Raw genomic sequence first — 19,445 nt, 5'->3', positions numbered from 1 at the left:
TCGGGTCGGGGGGCCACGAGAACCGACACTGGTTGCAGTTGTCGTGGGGTTTCGGGCCGGGGGGCCACGAGAACTGAGACTAGTTGCAGTTGTCGTGGCTCTGCTGCCGCCTCGGCTCAAGGATTCACCCGACGGCGTCGGTGTCGCACATCGTGAGACAAGGGGTTATAAGAACACGTTATCTCGAGCATAATCAGCGGCATGTCTACGCGCCGCTTCCCCGCTGTCGTCGACGAGATCACGGTGCGCCTCGTGGCGGCGGTCGTGCTGAGCCTTGCGGTCATAGCGCTCGCCACCCAGCAGTGGTGGCTCTACCTGCTCCTCGCCGCCGACTTCGTGACTCGGTCCGTGGTCGGCCCGCGGTGGAGCCCCGTCGCGCGGCTCGTGCAGCAGTGGGTCCGGCCGGCAGTCCCTACGCAGCCGGTGCTCGTCCCCGGTGCGCCCAAGCGGTTCGCGGCGGCCATCGGGGCCGCCCTGACGAGCGCCGCCGTGATCCTCTGGCTCGTGCATGCCACGACCGGTTCGAGTGGTGCGGCCGTAGGCCTTGTCGTGGTCGCGGTCGCCCTGGTCGTCTTCCCCGCGCTGGAGGCAGTCTTCGGCCTGTGTGTCGGGTGTCGGCTGTTCGCGGGCCTCGTCCGCCTCGGTCTGGTCCCCGAGTCGATCTGCCTCGAGTGCGCCGACATCAGGCGGCGCCAGCGGGTCGTGGCGATCCCCTGACCCACGGCGACGGGACGGGCAGGACTCGGCGCCCCGACGGACGGGACTTGGCGCCACGTCGAGGGGGGCTTGCTGCCCACCTGACGGGGACTGCTGCCCACCCGACGGGGACTCGATGGCAGGCCTCCACGGGACTTGGTACCGGTCGACGGGGATATGGTGCCCACTTGACGGAGACTCGCTGCCGGCGTCACGGGGACGGCACGAGCCCACGAAACCCGGCTGGACGGCATACGCTCGGCTAATGGTCCAGCCTGACGGCGGCCCCGTGCCGCGGCCCACTGTCGGCTACGTGGCGCTCGGCGGGACGATCGCCTCGGTGCCGGCCGAAGGGCCCGGCGTCCAACCGACCCTCGCCGCTCGGGACCTCGCCGCCGGGGTGCCCGGGCTCGAGGCGGCCGCCGTGCTCGAGACCCATACGTTCCGGACGATCCCGTCGTCGGCCATCACCCTGCGCGACCTGGTCGAGCTCGTGCCGCTGCTGGAGGCGGTGGTGGCCCGCGGCGCGGTCGGCGTCGTCGTGAGCCAGGGGACCGACACGATCGAGGAGGCGGCCTTCGTGCTCGACCTGCTCTGGGACCGCCCGGAGCCGCTGGTCGTGACCGGCGCCATGCGCAACCCGTCGCTGGCCGGGGCCGACGGTCCGGCGAACCTGCTCGCGTCGGTGCAGGTGGCCGCGGAACCGGACGCCCGGGACTGCGGCGTGCTGGTGTGCCTGAACGACGAGATCCACGCCGCCCGCTTCGTGCACAAGAGCCATACGTCCAGCCCGTCCACCTTCCACTCCCCGGGGCTCGGGCCCATCGGCTGGGTCGCCGAGGGCCGTCCCGTGATCGCCTTCCGGCCGACTCGCCGCGCCCACGTCGAGCTCGACTGGTCGGCGCCGCTGCCCCGCGTGCCGATCGTCACGATCGGGCTCGACGCCGACCCGGCGCTGCTCGAGGCGGCCCGCGACCTGGAGTGCGACGGGATCGTCATCGAGGGGATGGGCGGAGGTCACGTGCCGGCCGGCCTGCTACCCGCGGTCGCCGACCTGCTGGAGCGCATCCCGGTGGTGCTCACCTCGCGGACCGGTTCCGGGGAAGTGCTCGCCACCACCTACGGGTACCCCGGCGGCGAGATCGACCTGCTCGATCGGGGTGTGATCCGAGCCGGCGCGCTCGACAGCCTCAAGGCCCGGCTGCTGCTCATGCTGGCCGTGGCGAGCGGCCACGACCGGCTCGCGACCCGCGAGCTGTTCGCGCTGGTCGGCACCACGACCGGGCCGGTCGCCAAGGCCTGAGGCCCCGGCCGATCCCGCTGGGTGGCTCGCTCCGGCATCGCGCTGGGCGGCTCGCCGGCGCTGTGGGGCTCGCCACCGCCCGATCTCCGGGCGCTCGAAATCATGTTGATGGCGTGAACATCACGACCCTACCCTTGTCGGTGCCTCGTCATAGCATCGCCGAGGTCAGACACCACCTGCCCAGGCACCACCCGAGGAGACCGTCATGGCACTGCTGGCCGGTGCGCGCCCCGCGCGTGAACGGTTCGTCGGCCCGGCGATCGAGGCCGAGCACCTCGTCAAGCGGTTCGGCGAACTGGTGGCCGTCGACGACGTGAGCTTCACCGTGCCCCAGGGCAGCGTCCTCGGGATGCTGGGCCCCAACGGCGCCGGCAAGACCACGACGGTGCGCATGATGACCACCCTCAGCCGGCCGACGAGTGGCACGGCACGTGTGGCCGGCCACGACGTGATGACCGACCCGGCAGCCGTCCGGCGCAGCATGGGCCTGACCGGACAGGCGGCCACCGTCGACGAGTTCCTCACCGGGCGCGAGAACATCCGGCTGATGGGCGCGCTCTACGGGCTGTCGCGCCGGGCGGTCGCGGCGCGGGCCGACGAGCTGCTCGAGCGGTTCGCGCTGGCCGAGGCCGGCCACAAGGTCGTCAAGGACTACTCGGGCGGGATGCGCCGCCGGCTCGACCTGGCCGTCAGCCTCATCGCCGCCCCGCACGTGCTGTTCCTCGACGAGCCGACGACGGGCCTCGACCCACGCAGCCGCTCGGAGCTGTGGGAGGTGCTGCGCGAGCTCGTCTCGGACGGTACGACGCTGCTGCTGACCACCCAGTACCTCGAGGAGGCCGACCAGCTCGCCGACCGGATCGTGGTCATCGACCACGGGCGGGTCATCGCCGAGGGCACCCCGCTCGAGCTGAAGGACCAGTCCGGCAAGGCGGCCCTCGTGGTAACCGTGTCCAACTCCGACCAGCTCGAGCCGGCCCGGGCCCTGCTCGCCGCCCACGTCGCGGAGCTGCACGTGGACGTCGCGGCCAGACAGCTGACCGCGCCCGCCGAGGGGCTGGCCGACATGACCCGCATCGCGAGCGTCTTCGACGGCTCCCAGATCGTGCTGGACGACCTCGGCCTGAAGCGCCCCACCCTCGACGACGTCTTCCTGCACCTGACCGGTCGGCGGGCGGAGCCCACGAGCGACGACACCGAGGAGCCCCGATGACCACCACCACGCTGGGCGCCGCTACCACGGAGGCCCTGAGCCTGACCCCGCCTGGCCTCTGGCGGCAGGTCCGCACGATGGTGTGGCGCAACCTCAAGCACATCCGGCGGATGCCCGAGATGCTCGCCGACGTCACCATCCAGCCGATCATGTTCGTGGTGCTGTTCGCCTACGTCTTCGGCGGGTCCATCTCGACCGACAGCACCTCTTACCGGGAGTGGCTGCTGCCCGGGATCATGGCGCAGACGATGACGTTCTCGTGCGCCATCGTGGCGCTCGGGCTGACCACCGACCTGAACAAGGGCATCGTCGACCGGTTCCGCTCGCTGCCGATCTCGCGGGCCTCGGTCCTGATCGGGCGCAGCATCTCCAGCCTGATCCACTCGAGCATCGGCGTGGTGGTCATGGCAGCGACCGGCCTGGCGATCGGCTGGCGCATCCGCGGCAGCTTCGGGCAGGCGGTGCTCGCGTTCGGACTGCTGCTGCTCTTCGGGTTCGCGATGATCTGGATCGGCATCGTGTCGGGCTCGGTGCTCAAGACCCCGGAGGCGGTGCAGGGCGTGATGTTCACCGTGATCTTCCCGGTGACCTTCCTCGCCAACACCTTCGCACCGCCGCAGCACATGATCCCCGTGCTGCGGGTGATGGCCGAGTGGAACCCGATCTCCTCGTTGGTCCAGGCGTTGCGCACCCTCTGGGGCAACAGTCCGCCCGCGGGGCCCGAGGCAGCATGGCCGCTGCACCATCCGGTGCTGATGACGGTCGTCTGGTCGGTCGGGATCACGCTGCTGCTGGCCCCGCTCGCCGTCCGGGCCTTCATCCGCCGCACCACGGACTGAGGTCCGGCAGGTGGACGCCGCCGGCGGTGATCACCACCAGCCGCGTCCCGTATGCCGCTACCACTGGCCTGATCCCCGCAGTTGCTGCAAGGATCGGCCCACCACCCTGCATCGACGACGAGGTGAGGCACATGACGCAGACGACACAGCCGGCCCAGGCCACCAACGACCCGGCGAACCCCCGTACCACGCACCTGATCGGGCTGCTCCTTGGAGCCGAGGAGGACTGGCCCACCGCCTTCGAGCAGGTACTGGCCCTCGTCGGACCGGTCACGACCGACGACGGCGTGACCCACGAGCTGACGAGCGAGCGAATCACGATCGAGCCGTTCAACCTGCGCCAGCCGGTGCGCGACGGCCTGGTCATCGACCGGCTCGCCTACTGGTACTACCACCCGCGCGAGTGGCTCAAGAAGGCCGCCCTGGTCAACGGCACCTACCTGCTCAACAGCCCCTTCACGTTCCAGTCGATGGAGAAGCACAGCGCCTACTGCGCGCTCATGCGGCTCGGCCTGAAGGTGCCCGAGACGATCCTCGTGCCCTACAAGAACCCGGTCGACAACGTTCGCTGGGCCTACACCAGCGCGAAGTACAACCGGGCCTTCGACCTGAAGGCCATTGCCAACGAGATCGGCTACCCGCTCTACATGAAGCCGTTCGACGGCGGCGGTTGGCGCGGCGTCTCCCGGATCGTCGACGAGGAGGCGCTTCAGCGCGCCTACGACGCGTCCGGCGAGATGCTGATGCACCTGCAGGCCACCGTCGACTACGAGCACTTCGCCCGCGCCCTGTCGATCGGGCCCGAGACGATGGTGATGGACTTCCGCCCCGACCAGCCGATGCACAACCGCTACGCGGTCTCGTACGACTTCCTCAGCCCCAAGGCCGGTCGGCAGGCGGCGGCGATCAGCCGCATCGTCAACGCCTTCTTCGGCTGGGAGTTCAACTCGTGCGAGATGCTCGTCAAGGGCGACGACGTCTACCCGATCGACTACGCCAACGCCTGCCCCGACATCGCCATCACCTCGCTGCACTACTACTTCCCGTGGGCCATCAAGGCGCTGGTGCGGTGGTCGGCCTACTGCCTGATGACCGGTCGGAAGGGTCGGATCGACCTCGAGACGGCGCACTACTTCGCGATCGCCGACCGCGACGACCTCACCGACGACCAGAAGCTCGACGCCTACCTCGACATTGCCGACACCTACCTCGACCGCGACAACTACCGGGCGTGGTGCGCCAAGCACCTGGACCACCTCGACCTGGCCGTCCTCGAGTGGGTGCAGTCCGAGGCCTTCCAGAAGATCCTGCGCGACACGATCCAGGCCACCTACCCCGAGCACGAGCGCGACCAGTTCAAGGCTCACTTCGGCGGCCTGATCGGGCTGTGGGTCAAGGACGAGAAGGCGCGCCTGGGCGTGGGGTGAGCGCGGCGGCATACCGTATGCCGCCCAGCCGGCTCCCGCTGCCGGGCGCGGTGGGAGGCGGGCTGGACGGCCCGGTCAGCCGCCGCTGCCGGCCAGGCCGACGATCAGGTTGATCGTGGTGGCGACGATGACGGTGCCGTAGACGTACCCGAGCAGGCACTGCCCGAGCACGACCCGGCGCATCGTCGAGTCGCGCAGCGCGGTGTCCGAGACCTGGTAGGCCATGCCGTTGTTGAACGAGAAGTAGGCGAAGTCGGAGAACTGCGGGTCGGCGTCCTGGTTGAAGTCGATCGGCGGGGCGGGGCTCGAGTAGTACATCCGCGCGTAGCGCAGCAGGTAGACGGTGTGGACCAGCAGCCACCCCACGGCCACCGCCACCACCCCGATCACGGCGTCGACGACCTGCTCGGCCCCGGTGCCCGGGCCGCCGACGAGCAGGACCGCGACGGCGCACAGCCCGAGCAGCCCGACGACGATCACGATCACGTCGGACAACGCCGCGCCGGGGTCGTCGCCCTCGACGTGCGTGCGGGTCGCCGCGGCGTCCATCCGCATCAGCGTGCGCAGCAGGGGCAGCGAGAAGGCGAGCCCGGCGACGATGAACGCGAGCAGGATGTTCGCGAGCGGCACCCGGGGCGGGACGACCGGGGCGCTCCAGCGCAGCACCCCGACGACGACGCCGACCAGGAGGGCGACGCCCAGCCGGACCCGGATTCTGCCCACGCGCGCAGGGTACCGGTGGGGCGCGCCGTCAGCAGGTCAGCGAGGGCACCGGCGCGCCGGTGTCCTCGGGGTCACCCTCCAGTCCTCGGGGTCACCCTCCAGTCGTCGGGGTCACCCGTCCAGCCTGCCCAAGCCGGTCACCGTCAGCACCGCGGCGCCGACCTCGTCGCTCGCGGCCAGGTCGACCTCGGCGGTGATGCCCCAGTCGAGGTCGCCCGCCGGGTCCACCACGACCTGGCGCAGCAGCCAGCGACCGGGCTCGCGGGTGACCTGCAGCAGCCCCGGCGAGCGGGCGACCTGGTCGGTGGCGACCGAGTCGTGCTCGTCGTAGTAGCGGCCCAGCGCCTCGTTCCAGGCGTCGGCGTCCATGACGACCTGCTGCGGCGGATCGGTCAGGCCGGCCACCCGGGCCTCCAGCTCGCCGAGCGCCTCCCACCGGTCGCGGGCGGCCAGCTCGACCCGGTGGAACATCGCGTTGCGCAGCAGCACCATGAAGGCGCGCTCGTTCCCGGTGAGGGGCCGGACCGGGGGCGCCACCTCGGCCCGAGCCACCACCTCGCCCGGGTTGACCAGGTCCTCCCACTCGTCGAGCAGGCTCGAGTCGGTCTGGCGGATCATCTCGCCCAGCCACTCGATGACCTCCTCGAGCTCGTCGTCGCGGGCCGACTCCGGGACCGTGTGGCGCAGGGCCCGGTAGGCGTCGCTGAGGTAGCGCAGCAGTGAACCCTCCGACCGCGAGAGGCCGTACTCCGAGACGAACTCGGTGAACGTCATACCCAGCTCGTACATCTCGCGCACCACGGACTTCGGGGAGAGCGCGTCGGGTGAGATCCACGGGTGCGACCGGCGGTAGGCGGCCAGCGTCACCTCGAGCAGGTCGGCGAGCGGCTTGGGCCAGGTGACCTCCTCGAGCCGCTCCATCCGCTCCTCGTAGTCGATCCCGTCGAGCTTCATCGCCGCGACCGCCGCGCCGCGGGCCTTCGACTCCTGGGCCCGGAGCACCTGGCGCGGGTCCTCGAGGATCGACTCGACCACCGAGACGAGGTCGCGGGCGTAGGTCTCGGACTCGGGGGCGAGGGTCTCCACGACGGCCAGCGCGAACGGCGCGAGCGGCTGGTTGAGGGCGAAGTCGCGCTGCAGGTCGATCGTCAGGGCGTAGCGACGCCCGTCGGCGGCGGGCTCGGGCAGCCGCTGCACGACCCCGGAGGTGAGCAGCTCCTTGGCCAGGACCAGCGCGTGACGGCACAGCCGCCGCTGCCGGGTCGCGTCCTCGTGGTTGTCCGTCAGCAGCCGCACCGCGTGGGCCACCGGGTTCCCTTCGCGGGCAAGGAGGTTGATGAGCGTCGAGTGTGTCACCCGGAGCCGCGGCCGGAGCGGCTCGGGCGGCGAGGCGACCAGCCTGTCGAAGGTCTCCTCCCCCCAGCCGACGAAGCCCTCGGGGGCCTTCTTGCGCTGGATCTTCCGCCGCTTCTTCGGGTCGTCGCCGGCCTTGGCCTCGGCGCGGAGGTTCTCGACGACGTGCTCCGGCGCCTGCGCGACGACCCAGCCTCGGGTGTCGAACCCGGCCCGACCCGCGCGGCCGACGATCTGGTGGAACTCGCGCGCCTTCAGCAGCCGCTGCCGCGTCCCGTCGAACTTCGTCAGCCCGGTCAGCAGCACGGTGCGGATCGGCACGTTGATCCCGACCCCGAGGGTGTCGGTGCCGCAGATCACCTTCAGCAGCCCGTCCTGGGCGAGCTGCTCGACCAGGCGTCGGTACTTGGGCAGCATCCCGGCGTGGTGCACGCCGACGCCCTGCCGGACCAGCCGCGACAGGGTCCGTCCGAAGCCGGTCCCGAAGCGGAACCCGCCGATCCGCTCGGCGATCGCCTGCCGCTCCGCGCGGGTGGTGACCTTCATGCCGACCAGCCCCTGGGCCCGCTCGAGGGCCGCCGCCTGGGTGAAGTGGACCACGTAGACCGGGGCCCGGTCGTGCTCGAGCAGCTCCTCGATCGTCTCGTGGACCGGGGTCACCGCATAGGCGAACTCGAGCGGGACCGGCCGCTCGGTGCCGGTGATGGCCGCGGTCTGCCGTCCGGTGCGCCGGGTCAGGTCGTCCCGGAACATCGTCACGTCGCCGAGCGTCGCCGACATCAGGACGAACTGGGCCTGCGGCAGCTCGAGCAGCGGCACCTGCCAGGCCCACCCGCGGTCCGGCTCGCTGTAGAAGTGGAACTCGTCCATGACGACGAGCCCAACGTCGGCCGAGCTGCCTTGCCGCAGTGCGAGGTTCGCGAGGATCTCGGCGGTGCAGCAGATGACCGGCGCGTCGGCGTTGACCGAGGCGTCGCCGGTGATCATCCCGACGTTGTCGGCGCCGAACGTCTCGCACAGCGCGAAGAACTTCTCCGAGACGAGCGCCTTGATCGGTGCGGTGTAGCACGAGACGCGGTCCTGCGCGAGCGCGGTGAAGTGGGCCGCAGTCGCCACGAGCGACTTGCCCGAGCCGGTCGGCGTCGACAGGATGACGTTCGACCCGGACAGCACCTCCAGGAACGCCTCGTCCTGGTGGGGGTAGAGCGTGAGCCCCTGGTCGGCGGCCCACGCGGTGAACGCCGCGTAGAGCGCGTCCGCGTCGGGGTCGCGCGGGAGGCGCTCGGCGAGGCTCACCGCCATACCGTATGCCGCCGTGCCGCCCCGGGCGCGGGACGGCGGGGCCGCGCGCTCAGTCGAGATGACGTTCGGCAGGCCCGGTGTAGACCGACAGCGGCCGGATCAGGGCGTTGTCGGCGCGCTGCTCCTTGATGTGGGCGGTCCAGCCGACGATCCGGGCCGCGACGAAGATCGGGGTGAACTGGTTGGTCTCGAACCCGATGAGCCGGTAGGCGGGTCCGGACGGGTAGTCGACGTTGGGCTTGAGGTTGCGCCGCTCCTGCATCGCGTCCGCCAGTGCGTCGTACATGCGCAGCACCTCGGGCTGGTCGTAGTGCTTGGCGAGGGTGTCCAGGGCGGCCCGCATGGTGGGGACGCGGGAGTCGCCGTTCTTGTACACGCGGTGACCGAACCCCATGATCTTGCGGTGGGCGGCGAGCGCTGCGTCCAGCCAGGCGGGGACGTCCTCGGGGCTGCCGATCTCGTCGAAGGTGTGCACGACGGCCTCGTTGGCGCCGCCGTGCAGCGGGCCCTTCAGGGCGCCGATCGCGCCGACGACCGCGGAGTAGTAGTCGGCCAGGGTGGAGGTGATCACCCGGGCGGTGAAGGTGGAGGCGTTGAACCCGTGCTCGGCGTAGAGCACCATCGAGGTGTTGAACGCGTCGCGGACGACCGGGTCGGGCACCACGCCGAAGGTCGTGTAGAGGAAGTTGGCGGCATAACCCAAGTCGGGTCGCGGCGCCACGGGGGGCAGGAACTGCCGCCGGCGCTGGTCCCGGCCGATCACGGCGGGGATCTTGGCGAACACGCTCAGCGCCTTGTCGTCGATGGCGTCGGGGTCGGCGGCGGAGGCGTCCGGGTCGTTGGCCCCGATGATGCTCACGGCGGTGCGCACCACGTCCATCGGGTGGGCGGTGACCGGTAGGGCGTCGATGGCGTCCTTGAGGTTGTCGTCGAGGTCGCGCCGGGACCGTTCGGCCGCGCTGAAGCGCTCCAGCTGCGCCGGGGTGGGCAGCTCGCCGTGCCAGAGCAGGTAGACGACCTGCTCGAAGTCGACGTGACTGGCCAGCTCAGGGGCGGGGTAGCCCCGGTAGATCAGGGAGTTGGTGGCCGGGTTGATGCGCGAGACGGCGGATCGGTCGACGGTGACTCCGTCCAGGCCCTTCTTGATCTCGACGGTACTGGTCATGTCGGCTCTCCTTGCTCGTTGCGGTTACCTATGGCTTTGTCGTGGTCCCCGAGGCCCGTCCGGGGACCTGGAAGTCGAAGACGCTGGTGTCGAAGCGGGTGTACCCGGCGTAGTCGAGCAGCTCGTAGAGCCCGGCCCGGTCCTGCATGACTGGCAGCTGCGCGGCCAGGGTCCCGCGCTCGGTCAGCTCGTCGAGGGCCCGGTCGGCCGCGCCCATGGCGAGCCGCAGCAGCGAAACCGGCCAGATGACGATGTTCATGCCGACCTGCCGGAGCTGGTCCACGGTGAACAGCTCGGACTTGCCGAACTCGGTCATGTTGGCCAGCAGCGGCACCTCGACCGCGGCGCGGACCGTCTCGAACTCGGCGAGGCTGGTCATCGCCTCGGGGAAGACCGCGTCGGCGCCGGCATCGACCAGGGCCTTGGCCCGCTCGACGGCGGCGGGCAGCCCGGCCACGGCGCGGATGTCGGTGCGGGCCATGATCAGCAGGTCCGGGTCGCGGCGGGCGTCCACGGCGGCGCGGATACGGCGGGTCGCGACGTCCTGCTCGACGACCTGCTTGCCGTCCAGGTGGCCGCACCGCTTCGGGTTGACCTGGTCCTCGATGTGGATGGCGCACACGCCGGCGTCCTCGAGCTCCTGCACGGTGCGGGCCACGTTCATCGGCTCGCCGAAGCCGGTGTCGGCGTCGACCAGGGTCGGCAGGTCGGTCACGCGAGCGATCTGGTGGGCCCGCGTCGCGACCTCGCTCAGCGTGGTCAGACCCACGTCGGGCAGGCCGAGCTCGGCGGAGAGCACCGCCCCGGAGACGTAGACGCCGTCGAAGCCCTTTCGCTCGATCAGCCGGGCCGAGAGCGGGTTGAACGCGCCGGGCATGCGCACCAGCTCACCGGAGGCGAGCCGGGCCCGGAACGCCCGGCGTTTGTCGGCCGGGGTGCTCGTCGAGTACAGCATCAGAACAGGCCTTTCGGGGACGGGACCGCGGCCAGGTACCCGGCCGCGGCGGTCACGGTCAGCTCACCGAGCTCGTCCGGGCCGAGCCCGGGCAGCCGCTGCGCGACGGCCAGGAACCGGCCGACCTCGTCGGGCGCCAGCACCCCATCGGCGAGCGTGCGCAGCTTGGCCACGTAGTCGCCGCGGGCGAACGGGTGGGCGCCGCCCGGGTGCGCGTCCGCCACCGCGATCTGCTCGGCGATCACCTGCCCGTCGGTCAGGGTGATCTCGACCCGGCCGCCGAACGCCTGCTCGGCCGGGTCGGTGCTGTGGTAGCGCCGGGTCCAGACCGGGTCCTCGACGGTGCTGATCCGGCGCCACAGCGCGACGGTGTCGGAGCGGTGTGCCCGCTCCGGCAGGTAGGAGCGCACGTGGTGCCAGGTCCCGTCCTGTAGCGCGACGGCGAAGATGTAGGGCAGCGAGTGGTCCAGCGTCTCCCGGGTGGCGTCCGGGTCATACTTCTGCGGGTCGGCCGCCCCCGACCCGATCACGTCGTGGGTGTGTGCCGAGGTGCGGATCAGCACGCTCTCGACCCGGTCGGGGTCGGTCACCTCGGGGTGCGCCCGGCCGAGCCGGAGGGCCAGGTCGATCCAGGCCTGCGCCTGGTACTCGGCGGAGTGCTGCTTGGTGAACGAGTCCAGGATCGCCCGCTTGGGCTCGCCCGGCCCGGGCAGCCACACGTCGTAGCCCGCGTCCGGCCCGTCGAGCAGCCAGGCGATCACGCCGTCCTCGCCCTCCCAGATCGGGGCCGGGCTGGTCTGGCCCCGCATGGCACGGTCGACCGCCTCGACGGCGACCTTGGCGGCGAAGGCCGGCGCGTAGGCCTTCCACGTCGAGATCTGGCCCTTGCGGGACTGCCGGGTCGCGGTGGTCGTGTGCAGCGCCTGTCCGATCGCCTGGTAGGTCACCTCGACCGGCAGCCGCAGCAGCGTGCCGATCCCGGCCGCCACCGACGGCCCGAGGTGGGCCACGTGGTCGATCTTGTGCGCGTGCAGGCTGATCGCCCGGGCCAGGCAGATCTGCACCTCGTAGCCGGTGACGACGGCCCGGACCACGTCACGGCCGGTCACTCCCCGCCCGGCCGCGTGCTGGGCGACGGCCACCATCGGGGCGATGTTGTCGCCCGGGTGGGCATACTCGGCGGCCAGGAACGTGTCGTGGAAGTCCAGCTCGCGCACCGCGACCGCGTTGGCCCAGGCCGCCCACTCGGGGGAGTAGCGGCCCGGCACGCCGAGGACGGTCGCGCCCGGGGCGAACGGGTGGTCGAGGGCTTGGGCTCGCGCTGCCGCCACCGGTGCCCTGCCGAGTGCGGCGGTCGCCACCGCCGTGTCGTCGATCACCCGGTTGACCGCCATCTCGGCGACCTCGGCGTCCACCTCCACGGGGTCGGCGGCCAGCTGCGCGATCCGCCAGGCCAGCTCGTCCTCGCGGGCGAACCGCTCCTCGCTCCGATGGGGGCTCACGCGAAACGTCGGCACCGTTGCCACTTCCTTCCACCCTCGACATTACGTCGTCGGCGGACGGGGCGCCGTCCGACCCGGCGTCGGAGGCCGACGAGGCCTCTCACGAACGCGGTTTCGCTGGCTCTGCGGGCCCACGTCGGAGGCAGCGATCGGGAGAACACAACAAGTCCCGGCGAGACCGTCGGCGCGTGCGGCACCGGCCGGACCGGGCCGGACTTGTTGTGTTCCTCCGTCCGGGCCGGGGCCTCAGCCGCGCCTCGAGGGCCGCTGCTCGCCGGCGTCGACGAACGCCGCGTAGCTCGGGTCCGGGTCTCCCCGGCTGCGCTCGGTGAGGTTCACCACGGGAGGGTATGCCGCTCGGTCCCCCGGGGGGGTCGTCGGAAAGCATCCCGGTCTCGGCCGCGCCGCGCACCCCGCCGCCGCCCCAGGACGAAGGCGGTGCTCGGCAGGCCGCTGTCCATGCGCCGACCTCGTGCCTCAGGGGCGCCCGGCGTGGGGCACGTCGACGCGCACCGACAACAGCTGCGCCTCGCGGGCCGCCTTGCGGGCCTCCTCCTGGAAGTCGGGGGCCGCACAGAGGTAGAGAGTGCGTCCGTCGCCGCCCCCGAGCATGCACGCGAACACGCCGGTCCCGGGATGGATCTCCTCGAGGATCCGGCCGCCCTGCGCCACCCGGACCACGCGGCCGCCGACGGCGTCGGCGACCCACAGGGCGCCCTCGGCATCGAGGCAGCACCCGTCGGGAGCGAGGACCACCGCGCCGAGCACGGCCGCGAACGCCGGGTCGGCCGGCACGTCACCGAAGGAGGCCCAGGTGCGGCGCTGCCCGAGGCTCCCGTCCGATGCGATGTCGAAGGCGCTGACCCGGTTGCCGAGGGTCTCGTCGACGAGCAGGACCCCGTCGTCGGTGATGACGCTGCCGTTGGGGAAGTACAGGTCCCTGGCGACGACGCTCACCGAGCCGTCCGGGTCGACGCGCAGCAGGTCGGCGGTGCGCAGGTCGGCGCCGCCCATGAGGTCGAAGCCGAAGCTGCCGACATACGCCCGGCCCTGCGCGTCGACGACCATGTCGTTGGGGGTGTCCGGTGACGTGGTCGTGCAGCTCGGCGTGTGTGACCAGCGTGCCGTCGGGTTCGCGCCGCAGCAGCCGCGCGTCCTTCATCGACACCACGAGCAGCCGTCCGTCGGGCAGCCAGCCGAGGCCGGAGGGCTGACCGGGCACCTCCGCCTCGACGAGCAGGTCGCTGCCGTCCGCGGCGGCCGACAGGACCCGGTAGGTGTAGAAGTCGACGAACCAGACGCGCCCGTCGTGCCAGCGCGGGCACTCGAGGTAGGCGAAGCCGGTCAGGACGGTGGTGATCTCGCGGGTCATGGCCCTCCTGTCGTCGTGCCCGATCCTTCCCGGCCGGACGCGCCGTCACAAGCCCTTCAGGTATGCCGCTGAGCGCCCGCCGCGTTGTGTTGGCTGCGGGCGGGGCTGGCTGGGTGATCCTGAGAACACAACAGGTCCGGCCGGGTCCGCCGGTCCGTGCGGCAGGGGTCGGGGTGTGGCGGACTTGTTGTGTTCTTGCGTCCGGGCCGGTCGCCGACGAGTTCCTGGCGAGGGTGGTTCCCGCGGTGTGCTGCCCTTCGCGGACGGGAGGCGGGTGGGCGGCATACGTCATCGGGCGATTGCGCGGCCGGCACCGCTCAGCCGGTGGCGGGGCGCTCGTAGGCCGGACGCAGCAGCTCCGTCAGGGAGTGCCCGCGCAGCGTGACTTCGACCGGGGGCAGCTGTTCGAGCAGCGAGGAGCCCGTGGCCGCCTCGCGGGTGCGGGGCAGCAGGCCCTGCAGGGCGAAGAAGCGGTCCAGGCACGCCTCGAGCGGGACGCTGGCGCGCGCGTCGGCGGCCGCCGCCGCCGGGTCGTCGGACCGGGCGGCCTGCAGGTTGTCGAGCAGGTCCTCGCGGCTCCGGCCGCGCCACTCCAGGATCCGGAACGGGTCGTCGTCGAACGACTCGGCCAGCAGGTAGAAGGTCGCGGCGACGTGCTTGCACGGCACCCCCCAGTCCGGGCAGGTGCAGTCGAGCGAGAGGTCGCCCGCGGTCGCCGGGAACAGCGCGAGCCCCACGTCGGCGAAGACGTCCTCGATGTCCTCGGGCATCTCACCGGCCAGGAGCTTGGCCAGGTACCAGGCGTTCCCGGCCAGCTCGTGCTCGACCTGCGCCCACTCGGACTTGCCGAAGGCGGCGATGCCGATGCGCACCCGGTAGGGCCGCGCGCGGCTGCCCTGGACCTGCGCCGTGACCGACCCGACGGCCAGGTCCAGCGAGACGACCTGTCCCTTGCGGGCATACGTGCGGCCCCGCTGCAGGCGGCTGCCCATGCCCATGCCTTCCAGCACGCTGACGAACCGTTCGGACCACCAGTGCTGCGCCATCGAGCCACGCTTGCTCCGGGCGACGAGACCGCCCTCGACGGCCCGCGGGCGGGACGGGGGGTAGAACCTACTCACCGACGGCCTCCTCGGACAGGGCGAAGAGCCGGCGCAGCTCCCCGGTGGACAGCTCGGTCAGCCAGCCCTCGCCGTCGCCGACGACGAGGTTGGCCAGGGCCAGCTTCTCCTCGATCATCTGGTCGATCCGCTCCTCGAGCGTGCCGGTGCACACGAACTTGCGCACCTGCACCGTACGTCGCTGCCCGATCCGGAAGGCCCGGTCGGTCGCCTGGTTCTCCACGGCCGGGTTCCACCAGCGGTCGAGGTGGATGACGTGGTTGGCGGCGGTCAGGTTCAGCCCGGTGCCACCGGCCTTGAGCGACAGCAGGAAGACCGGCGGACCCTGCTCCGACGCGAAGCGCTGCACGAGCTCGTCCCGCCGCTGCCGGGAGGTGCCGCCGTGCAGGTAGGCGACGTCGGTGCCGAACCGGGCCGCGAGATGCGGCAGCAGCAGCTCGGCGAACTCGGTGAACTGGGTGAACAGCAGCACCCGGTCGCCTTCGGCGAGGATCTCCTCGAGCAGCTCCTCGAGCCGGATCACCTTGCCCGAGCGTCGACCGACCGGGGAGCGGTCGTGCAGCACCTGGGCGGGGTGGTTGCACACCTGCTTGAGCCTGGCCATCGCCGCGAGCACGTTGCCCCGCCGGGCGATCCCCTCGGAGCTCTCGATCTTGACCATCATGTCGTCGACGACCGACTGGTAGAGCGAGGCCTGCTCGACCGTGAGCCGGCAGTACTCCTTGACCTCGATCTTCTCGGGCAGATCGTCGATGATCGTCGGGTCGGTCTTGAGCCGCCGCAGGATGTAGGGCGCCGTGATGGTGCGCAGCCGCTCGGCCGGCTCGGTCGAGCCGTGGCGCTCCACCGGGATCGCGTAGCGGGTGCGGAACAGCTCGGCCGACCCGAGGATCCCCGGGTTGACGAAGTCCATGATCGACCACAGCTCGGACAGCCGGTTCTCCACCGGGGTGCCGGTGAGCGCGACCCGCTGGTCGGCGCGCAACCGCCGGACCGCCCGGGAGGCCTGCGACTGGCTGTTCTTGACCGCCTGGGCCTCGTCCAGCACGACCCGCTGCCAGTCGTGACCGGCCAGCTCGTCGATGTCACGGGTGCCGGTGCCGTAGGTGGTGAGCACGAGGTCGGTCGCGGCGAGACGGGCTCGAAGCGCATTGCCCCGCAGTCGTTCCCGGCCGTGATGGGCATAGACCCGCAGCGTCGGCGCGAACCGGGCCGCCTCGCGCTGCCAGTTGCCGACCAAGGACATCGGGCAGAGCAGCAGGGTCGGACGCGCCTCCGGGTCGTCGGCGCGCTGGACGGACTCGAGGGCGAGCAGCTGCACGGTCTTGCCCAGCCCCATGTCGTCGGCCAGGCAGGCGCCCAGCCCGAGTCCGGCCAGGAACGAGAGCCAGGACAGGCCCCGGGACTGGTAGGGCCGCAGCGCCGCCGCGAAAGAGCCGGGCGGGTCGACCGGCGCCAACGAGGCGTCCCCGGCGCCGCCGAGCAGCTCACCGAGCCAGCCGTCGGCGCTCACCCCGGTCACCGGCAGCGGCGTGCCGTGGTCGTCCGGGTGCCGGGCCGCCAGGGCAAGGATCTCGGCCGCGGTCCGTGGCCGGGCCGGTTCTCGTTGCAGGAAGCTCAGGCCGCGGCGCAGCTGCTCGGGGTCGATGGCCACCCACCGGCCGCGCAGCCGCACCAGTGGCGCCTTGGTCGCGGCGAGCGCGGCGATCTCCTCCTCGGTCAGCGTGTCGTCGCCGACGGCGAGGTGCCACTGGAAGTCGACGAGGGTGTCGCGGCCGAACCCGCCCTTGGTGACGGGCTTGTCGGCCGGCGTGCTCGCTCGGGCGCGCAGGCCGAGCCGGGCCCGGCGGTCCCACCAGGACGGCAGGAGCACCCCGAAGCCGGCCTCGTCGAGCGCCGGCGCGGCGGTGGACAGGAAGTGGTAGGCGCCTTCGGCATCCAGGCGCAGGTCCCTCGGCGTGGCCTGACGCAGCCCGGCGGCCAGCTCCGGGTAGACCCGACTGGCCCGGCCCAGCTCGCCGAGGAGCAGCTCCTGCGGCCGGCCCAGCCAGCGGCGCAGGCTCCCGTCGTCGGCCCAGGCCTGGTCGGCCGGCACGAGCAGGCTTGGGTCCTCGGTGGACTGCAGCAGGAACTCCAGCCGCCAGCCCGCTGGCGGCTCCCCGGTGTCGGCGCCGGTGGGGTCGTCGTCCGTTGCGTCGTCTCCCTCGTAGTCCGTGGATACCTCCGTCAGCCGGAAGGTGGCCCGGGCCGGCCCCATGTGTCCGGTGCCGATTTCGTCCCAGGGCGCGAGCCGGCGTTCGAGCTCACGGACCTGTTGGTACTCGGCGTCGAAGTGCCCGTCTGCGCCGGTCAGCGCCGCCAGCCAGGCTTCCACGGCGGGCAGCTGCCGGGGCGGCCGACCGCGACGAGGCGGCACCAGGTGGAGGTCGGGCCCGGTCCGTAGGCGCATGGTCGCATCGGTCAGGGCGTGCAGGGCGTCGGCGACCAGGTCGTAGGCCTGCTCGCGTCCGGGTTCGGCCCGGGCCACCGGGGGCAGCGCGGCGACCAGGGCGCCCAGCGCCACGACGTCGGGTCCGCGCAGGGCCGGCCGCCACCGGGCGACCGGGCCCGCATCGTCGATGTGTGCGGTCGGCACCACCCGGCCGCGTTCGACGAGCTCCGCGGCGAACGACGCCACGTTCCCGAAGTAGCCGACCGAGGCGCCGAGGCGGATGTCGTCCGAGTCGCTCGCCGGTATGCCGTCGTCCTCCGTCAGCGCGGCCAGCCACGGCGCCGCGGCGGCCGGGGACAGCTCGACCGTGGGGACCCGCCAGCCCAGCAGCTGCGGCTCGGTCCGGGCGGTGGCCCGCGGGGCGACCCGGACCAGCTCGGGGGAGTCGAGCGGGGACTTGGCCAGCGAGGGCAGCCGCAGCGTCGCCTCCCCGGACTGGCCGGGCACGACTTCGCCGAGCCGCTCGAGGCGTGCGGCGAACGGGTGCGGCCGGGCCGCACGCAACGCCTGGCTGCGGCTGGTGACGGCCCGCTCGGAGTCCTCTGCCCACAGGCACAGCCCGCGACCGGGGGACCAGAATCCGTGGAGGACCAGCACGCAGGGGCCTTTCGAGGGCGTCGGGACCTGCACACGGTAGCCGCTGCGAGCCCGGCGGCATACCTCGTGTCTGGTGGGTGGGAGCGCATCCGGCGTGGCCCGGCCCGTGCTGTGCGTGGTTGTGGTCGCCCCAGCAACACCAACCGCGCACACCCGGACCAGGGGCGGGGGACAAGTACTCAGGCGAGGTTGTCGACCAGGGCGAGCACCGCCACGACCGAGGCCAGGCCGATCGCGGCTCGGGTCGCCAGCGTCGGCGACCCGAGCGCCCAGTCCCGTCCGCTGCCCGGCTCGTCGAGGTGCGCCCTGCGTCGGCGTGCCGTCCAGGCTGCGGTCAGCACCAGGGCAAGGCCGACCGCGAGCAGCGCCAAGGCCACCGCGATGGTACTGGGGAACCAGTGGTCGACCGCCCGGGGCAGCACGAACAGCACCCCGACCGCCCCGACCGCCAGCAGACCGAGATCGCGGAACAGCACCGCCGCTGCGACCAGCACGATGACGGCGCCGAGCGCCAGCACGATCCCGAGCGTCTCGCCCTGCATCATCGCCAGCGCGCCCACCACCGACGCCGCGGCGGCGAACCGGAGCACCAGCCCGCCCGGTCGCAGCAGGCCGCCCCAGCCGAGCAGGAACCACACCGCGGCAAGCCCCCAGACGGACAGCCCGACCGCGGGTCCGGCAGGGTCGCCGAGACCCGCCGCCACGCTGACCACGGCAAACGCGGACACGACCGTGGCGAGCTGCTGGACGAACGTCGACCGGAGCCACCACAGGACCGCGGCGTAGACAGTCGTCCCACCGGAGGCCAGCAGCGGCACGTACCTCCAGTCCTGGCCCTGCTCCTGGTCCCCCAGGCCCAGCACCTCGCTCCCGAGCAGGGTCAGCAGGCCCGCGAAGCAGACGGCGGACAAGGCCCAGAGAACCGCCCGGAGCCGAGCCCCGACCACTCCCGAGGAGGCGGGCACCAGGATGCCGGCGCCGAGCGGGACGCCGGTCGCGCCGCCGACGAGGGCCAGGCGGGCACCGGTGCTCAGGTCGCCCCAGAGCTGGCCGGCGATGATGGTCCCGGCGATGACGACCAAGATCCCGCCCAGGTAGGCCAGCGCCTCGACGACGAGCGAGGAGCGGCCCGGCCGGCCGTGGCCGTCGTCCGCCTCGGGGCCGGGTCGCGCGCCGGCGGGCCCGGGGCCGCTTGTCACCATCACCTCGCCCGCCGCGCGCAGCCGCTCGGCCTGGGCCGGGGTCACGAGCCGCGCGGCCACCCAGCCGTCGATGAGCTCGGACAGGGCAATCGCCGGCACCGGTGACACGCCCTCGCCCGCAGGGACCTGCGTGCCGTCGGCTGCCCGGGGAGCCTGCGGTGTCTCCGATGTCGCTGACATGACC

General features: G+C 72.2%; 14 protein-coding genes. 5 read left to right on the top strand and 9 right to left on the bottom strand.

Annotated elements, in window-relative coordinates:
• The first annotated feature begins 201 nt into the window (after positions 1-201).
• From WMI84_RS10030 to WMI84_RS10010, 5 genes are all read left to right on the top strand, one after another.
• Entirely contained in the window at positions 202-717 is a 516-nt protein-coding gene (locus tag WMI84_RS10030; protein ID WP_347352720.1) for a DUF4395 domain-containing protein, read from the top strand.
• A 244-nt stretch (positions 718-961) separates the two neighbouring features.
• Positions 962-1,999 (top strand): asparaginase, encoded by a 1,038-nt coding sequence (locus WMI84_RS10025; protein ID WP_347352718.1) that lies wholly within the window; start codon positions 962-964, stop codon positions 1,997-1,999.
• A gap of 205 nt (positions 2,000-2,204) precedes the next feature.
• Positions 2,205-3,212 carry an ATP-binding cassette domain-containing protein gene (locus WMI84_RS10020; RefSeq protein ID WP_347352716.1) on the top strand — a complete coding sequence of 336 codons (1,008 nt, stop codon included), beginning with the start codon at positions 2,205-2,207 and terminating at the stop codon, positions 3,210-3,212.
• Entirely contained in the window at positions 3,209-4,051 is an 843-nt protein-coding gene (locus tag WMI84_RS10015) for an ABC transporter permease (protein WP_347352714.1), read from the top strand. The genes WMI84_RS10020 and WMI84_RS10015 overlap by 4 nt, the downstream gene beginning before the upstream one ends.
• A gap of 131 nt (positions 4,052-4,182) precedes the next feature.
• Positions 4,183-5,478, top strand: a complete 1,296-nt coding sequence (locus WMI84_RS10010; RefSeq protein WP_347352712.1) for a hypothetical protein — start codon at positions 4,183-4,185, stop codon at positions 5,476-5,478.
• Between the two features lie 75 nt (positions 5,479-5,553).
• On the opposite strand, the gene WMI84_RS10005 is transcribed toward WMI84_RS10010, so the two are convergent.
• The 9 genes from WMI84_RS10005 to WMI84_RS09965 all read right to left on the bottom strand — a co-directional run.
• Positions 5,554-6,201, bottom strand: a complete 648-nt coding sequence (locus WMI84_RS10005; protein ID WP_347352710.1) for a DUF1345 domain-containing protein — start codon at positions 6,199-6,201, stop codon at positions 5,554-5,556.
• Between the two features lie 111 nt (positions 6,202-6,312).
• Positions 6,313-8,850, bottom strand: a complete 2,538-nt coding sequence (locus WMI84_RS10000; RefSeq protein ID WP_347352708.1) for a DUF3516 domain-containing protein — start codon at positions 8,848-8,850, stop codon at positions 6,313-6,315.
• A gap of 55 nt (positions 8,851-8,905) precedes the next feature.
• Complete coding sequence (locus tag WMI84_RS09995; protein WP_347352706.1) at positions 8,906-10,021, bottom strand: bifunctional 2-methylcitrate synthase/citrate synthase; 1,116 nt, start codon at positions 10,019-10,021, stop codon at positions 8,906-8,908.
• A gap of 28 nt (positions 10,022-10,049) precedes the next feature.
• Positions 10,050-10,976: a methylisocitrate lyase gene (prpB, locus tag WMI84_RS09990; RefSeq protein WP_347352704.1), complete on the bottom strand. Its 927-nt coding sequence runs from the start codon at positions 10,974-10,976 to the stop codon at positions 10,050-10,052.
• Positions 10,976-12,493: an MmgE/PrpD family protein gene (locus tag WMI84_RS09985; RefSeq protein ID WP_347352702.1), complete on the bottom strand. Its 1,518-nt coding sequence runs from the start codon at positions 12,491-12,493 to the stop codon at positions 10,976-10,978. Before WMI84_RS09985 ends, prpB begins: the two co-directional genes overlap by 1 nt.
• A gap of 462 nt (positions 12,494-12,955) precedes the next feature.
• Positions 12,956-13,546: an SMP-30/gluconolactonase/LRE family protein gene (locus WMI84_RS09980; protein WP_347352700.1), complete on the bottom strand. Its 591-nt coding sequence runs from the start codon at positions 13,544-13,546 to the stop codon at positions 12,956-12,958.
• Positions 13,547-14,167: 621 nt separating this feature from the next.
• Positions 14,168-14,971 (bottom strand): SWIM zinc finger family protein, encoded by an 804-nt coding sequence (locus WMI84_RS09975; RefSeq protein ID WP_347352699.1) that lies wholly within the window; start codon positions 14,969-14,971, stop codon positions 14,168-14,170.
• On the bottom strand, positions 14,964-18,059 hold the full coding sequence (locus WMI84_RS09970; protein WP_347352697.1) for a DEAD/DEAH box helicase: 3,096 nt from the start codon (positions 18,057-18,059) through the stop codon (positions 14,964-14,966). Before WMI84_RS09970 ends, WMI84_RS09975 begins: the two co-directional genes overlap by 8 nt.
• Before the next feature lie 179 nt (positions 18,060-18,238).
• Positions 18,239-19,445, bottom strand: a 1,207-nt coding sequence (locus WMI84_RS09965; RefSeq protein ID WP_347352695.1) for a hypothetical protein, incomplete at its 5' end; no start/stop codon positions are given.

This window comes from Intrasporangium sp. (assembly GCF_039812505.1).
Taxonomy (GTDB): Bacteria; Actinomycetota; Actinomycetes; order Actinomycetales; family Dermatophilaceae; genus Intrasporangium_A.
Note: the sequence above shows the minus strand (reverse complement) of the source record. Positions and strands in the feature narration are given on the sequence as shown.

Coding starts and splice junctions, on each gene's coding strand:
- WMI84_RS10030 (WP_347352720.1), top strand. CDS start 202: ATGTCTACGCGCCGCTTCCCCGCTGTCGTCGACGAGATCACGGTGCGC.
- WMI84_RS10010 (WP_347352712.1), top strand. CDS start 4,183: ATGACGCAGACGACACAGCCGGCCCAGGCCACCAACGACCCGGCGAAC.
- prpB (WP_347352704.1), bottom strand. CDS start 10,976: ATGCTGTACTCGACGAGCACCCCGGCCGACAAACGCCGGGCGTTCCGG.
- WMI84_RS10025 (WP_347352718.1), top strand. CDS start 962: ATGGTCCAGCCTGACGGCGGCCCCGTGCCGCGGCCCACTGTCGGCTAC.
- WMI84_RS10015 (WP_347352714.1), top strand. CDS start 3,209: ATGACCACCACCACGCTGGGCGCCGCTACCACGGAGGCCCTGAGCCTG.
- WMI84_RS09995 (WP_347352706.1), bottom strand. CDS start 10,021: ATGACCAGTACCGTCGAGATCAAGAAGGGCCTGGACGGAGTCACCGTC.
- WMI84_RS09980 (WP_347352700.1), bottom strand. CDS start 13,546: ATGGTCGTCGACGCGCAGGGCCGGGCGTATGTCGGCAGCTTCGGCTTC.
- WMI84_RS10020 (WP_347352716.1), top strand. CDS start 2,205: ATGGCACTGCTGGCCGGTGCGCGCCCCGCGCGTGAACGGTTCGTCGGC.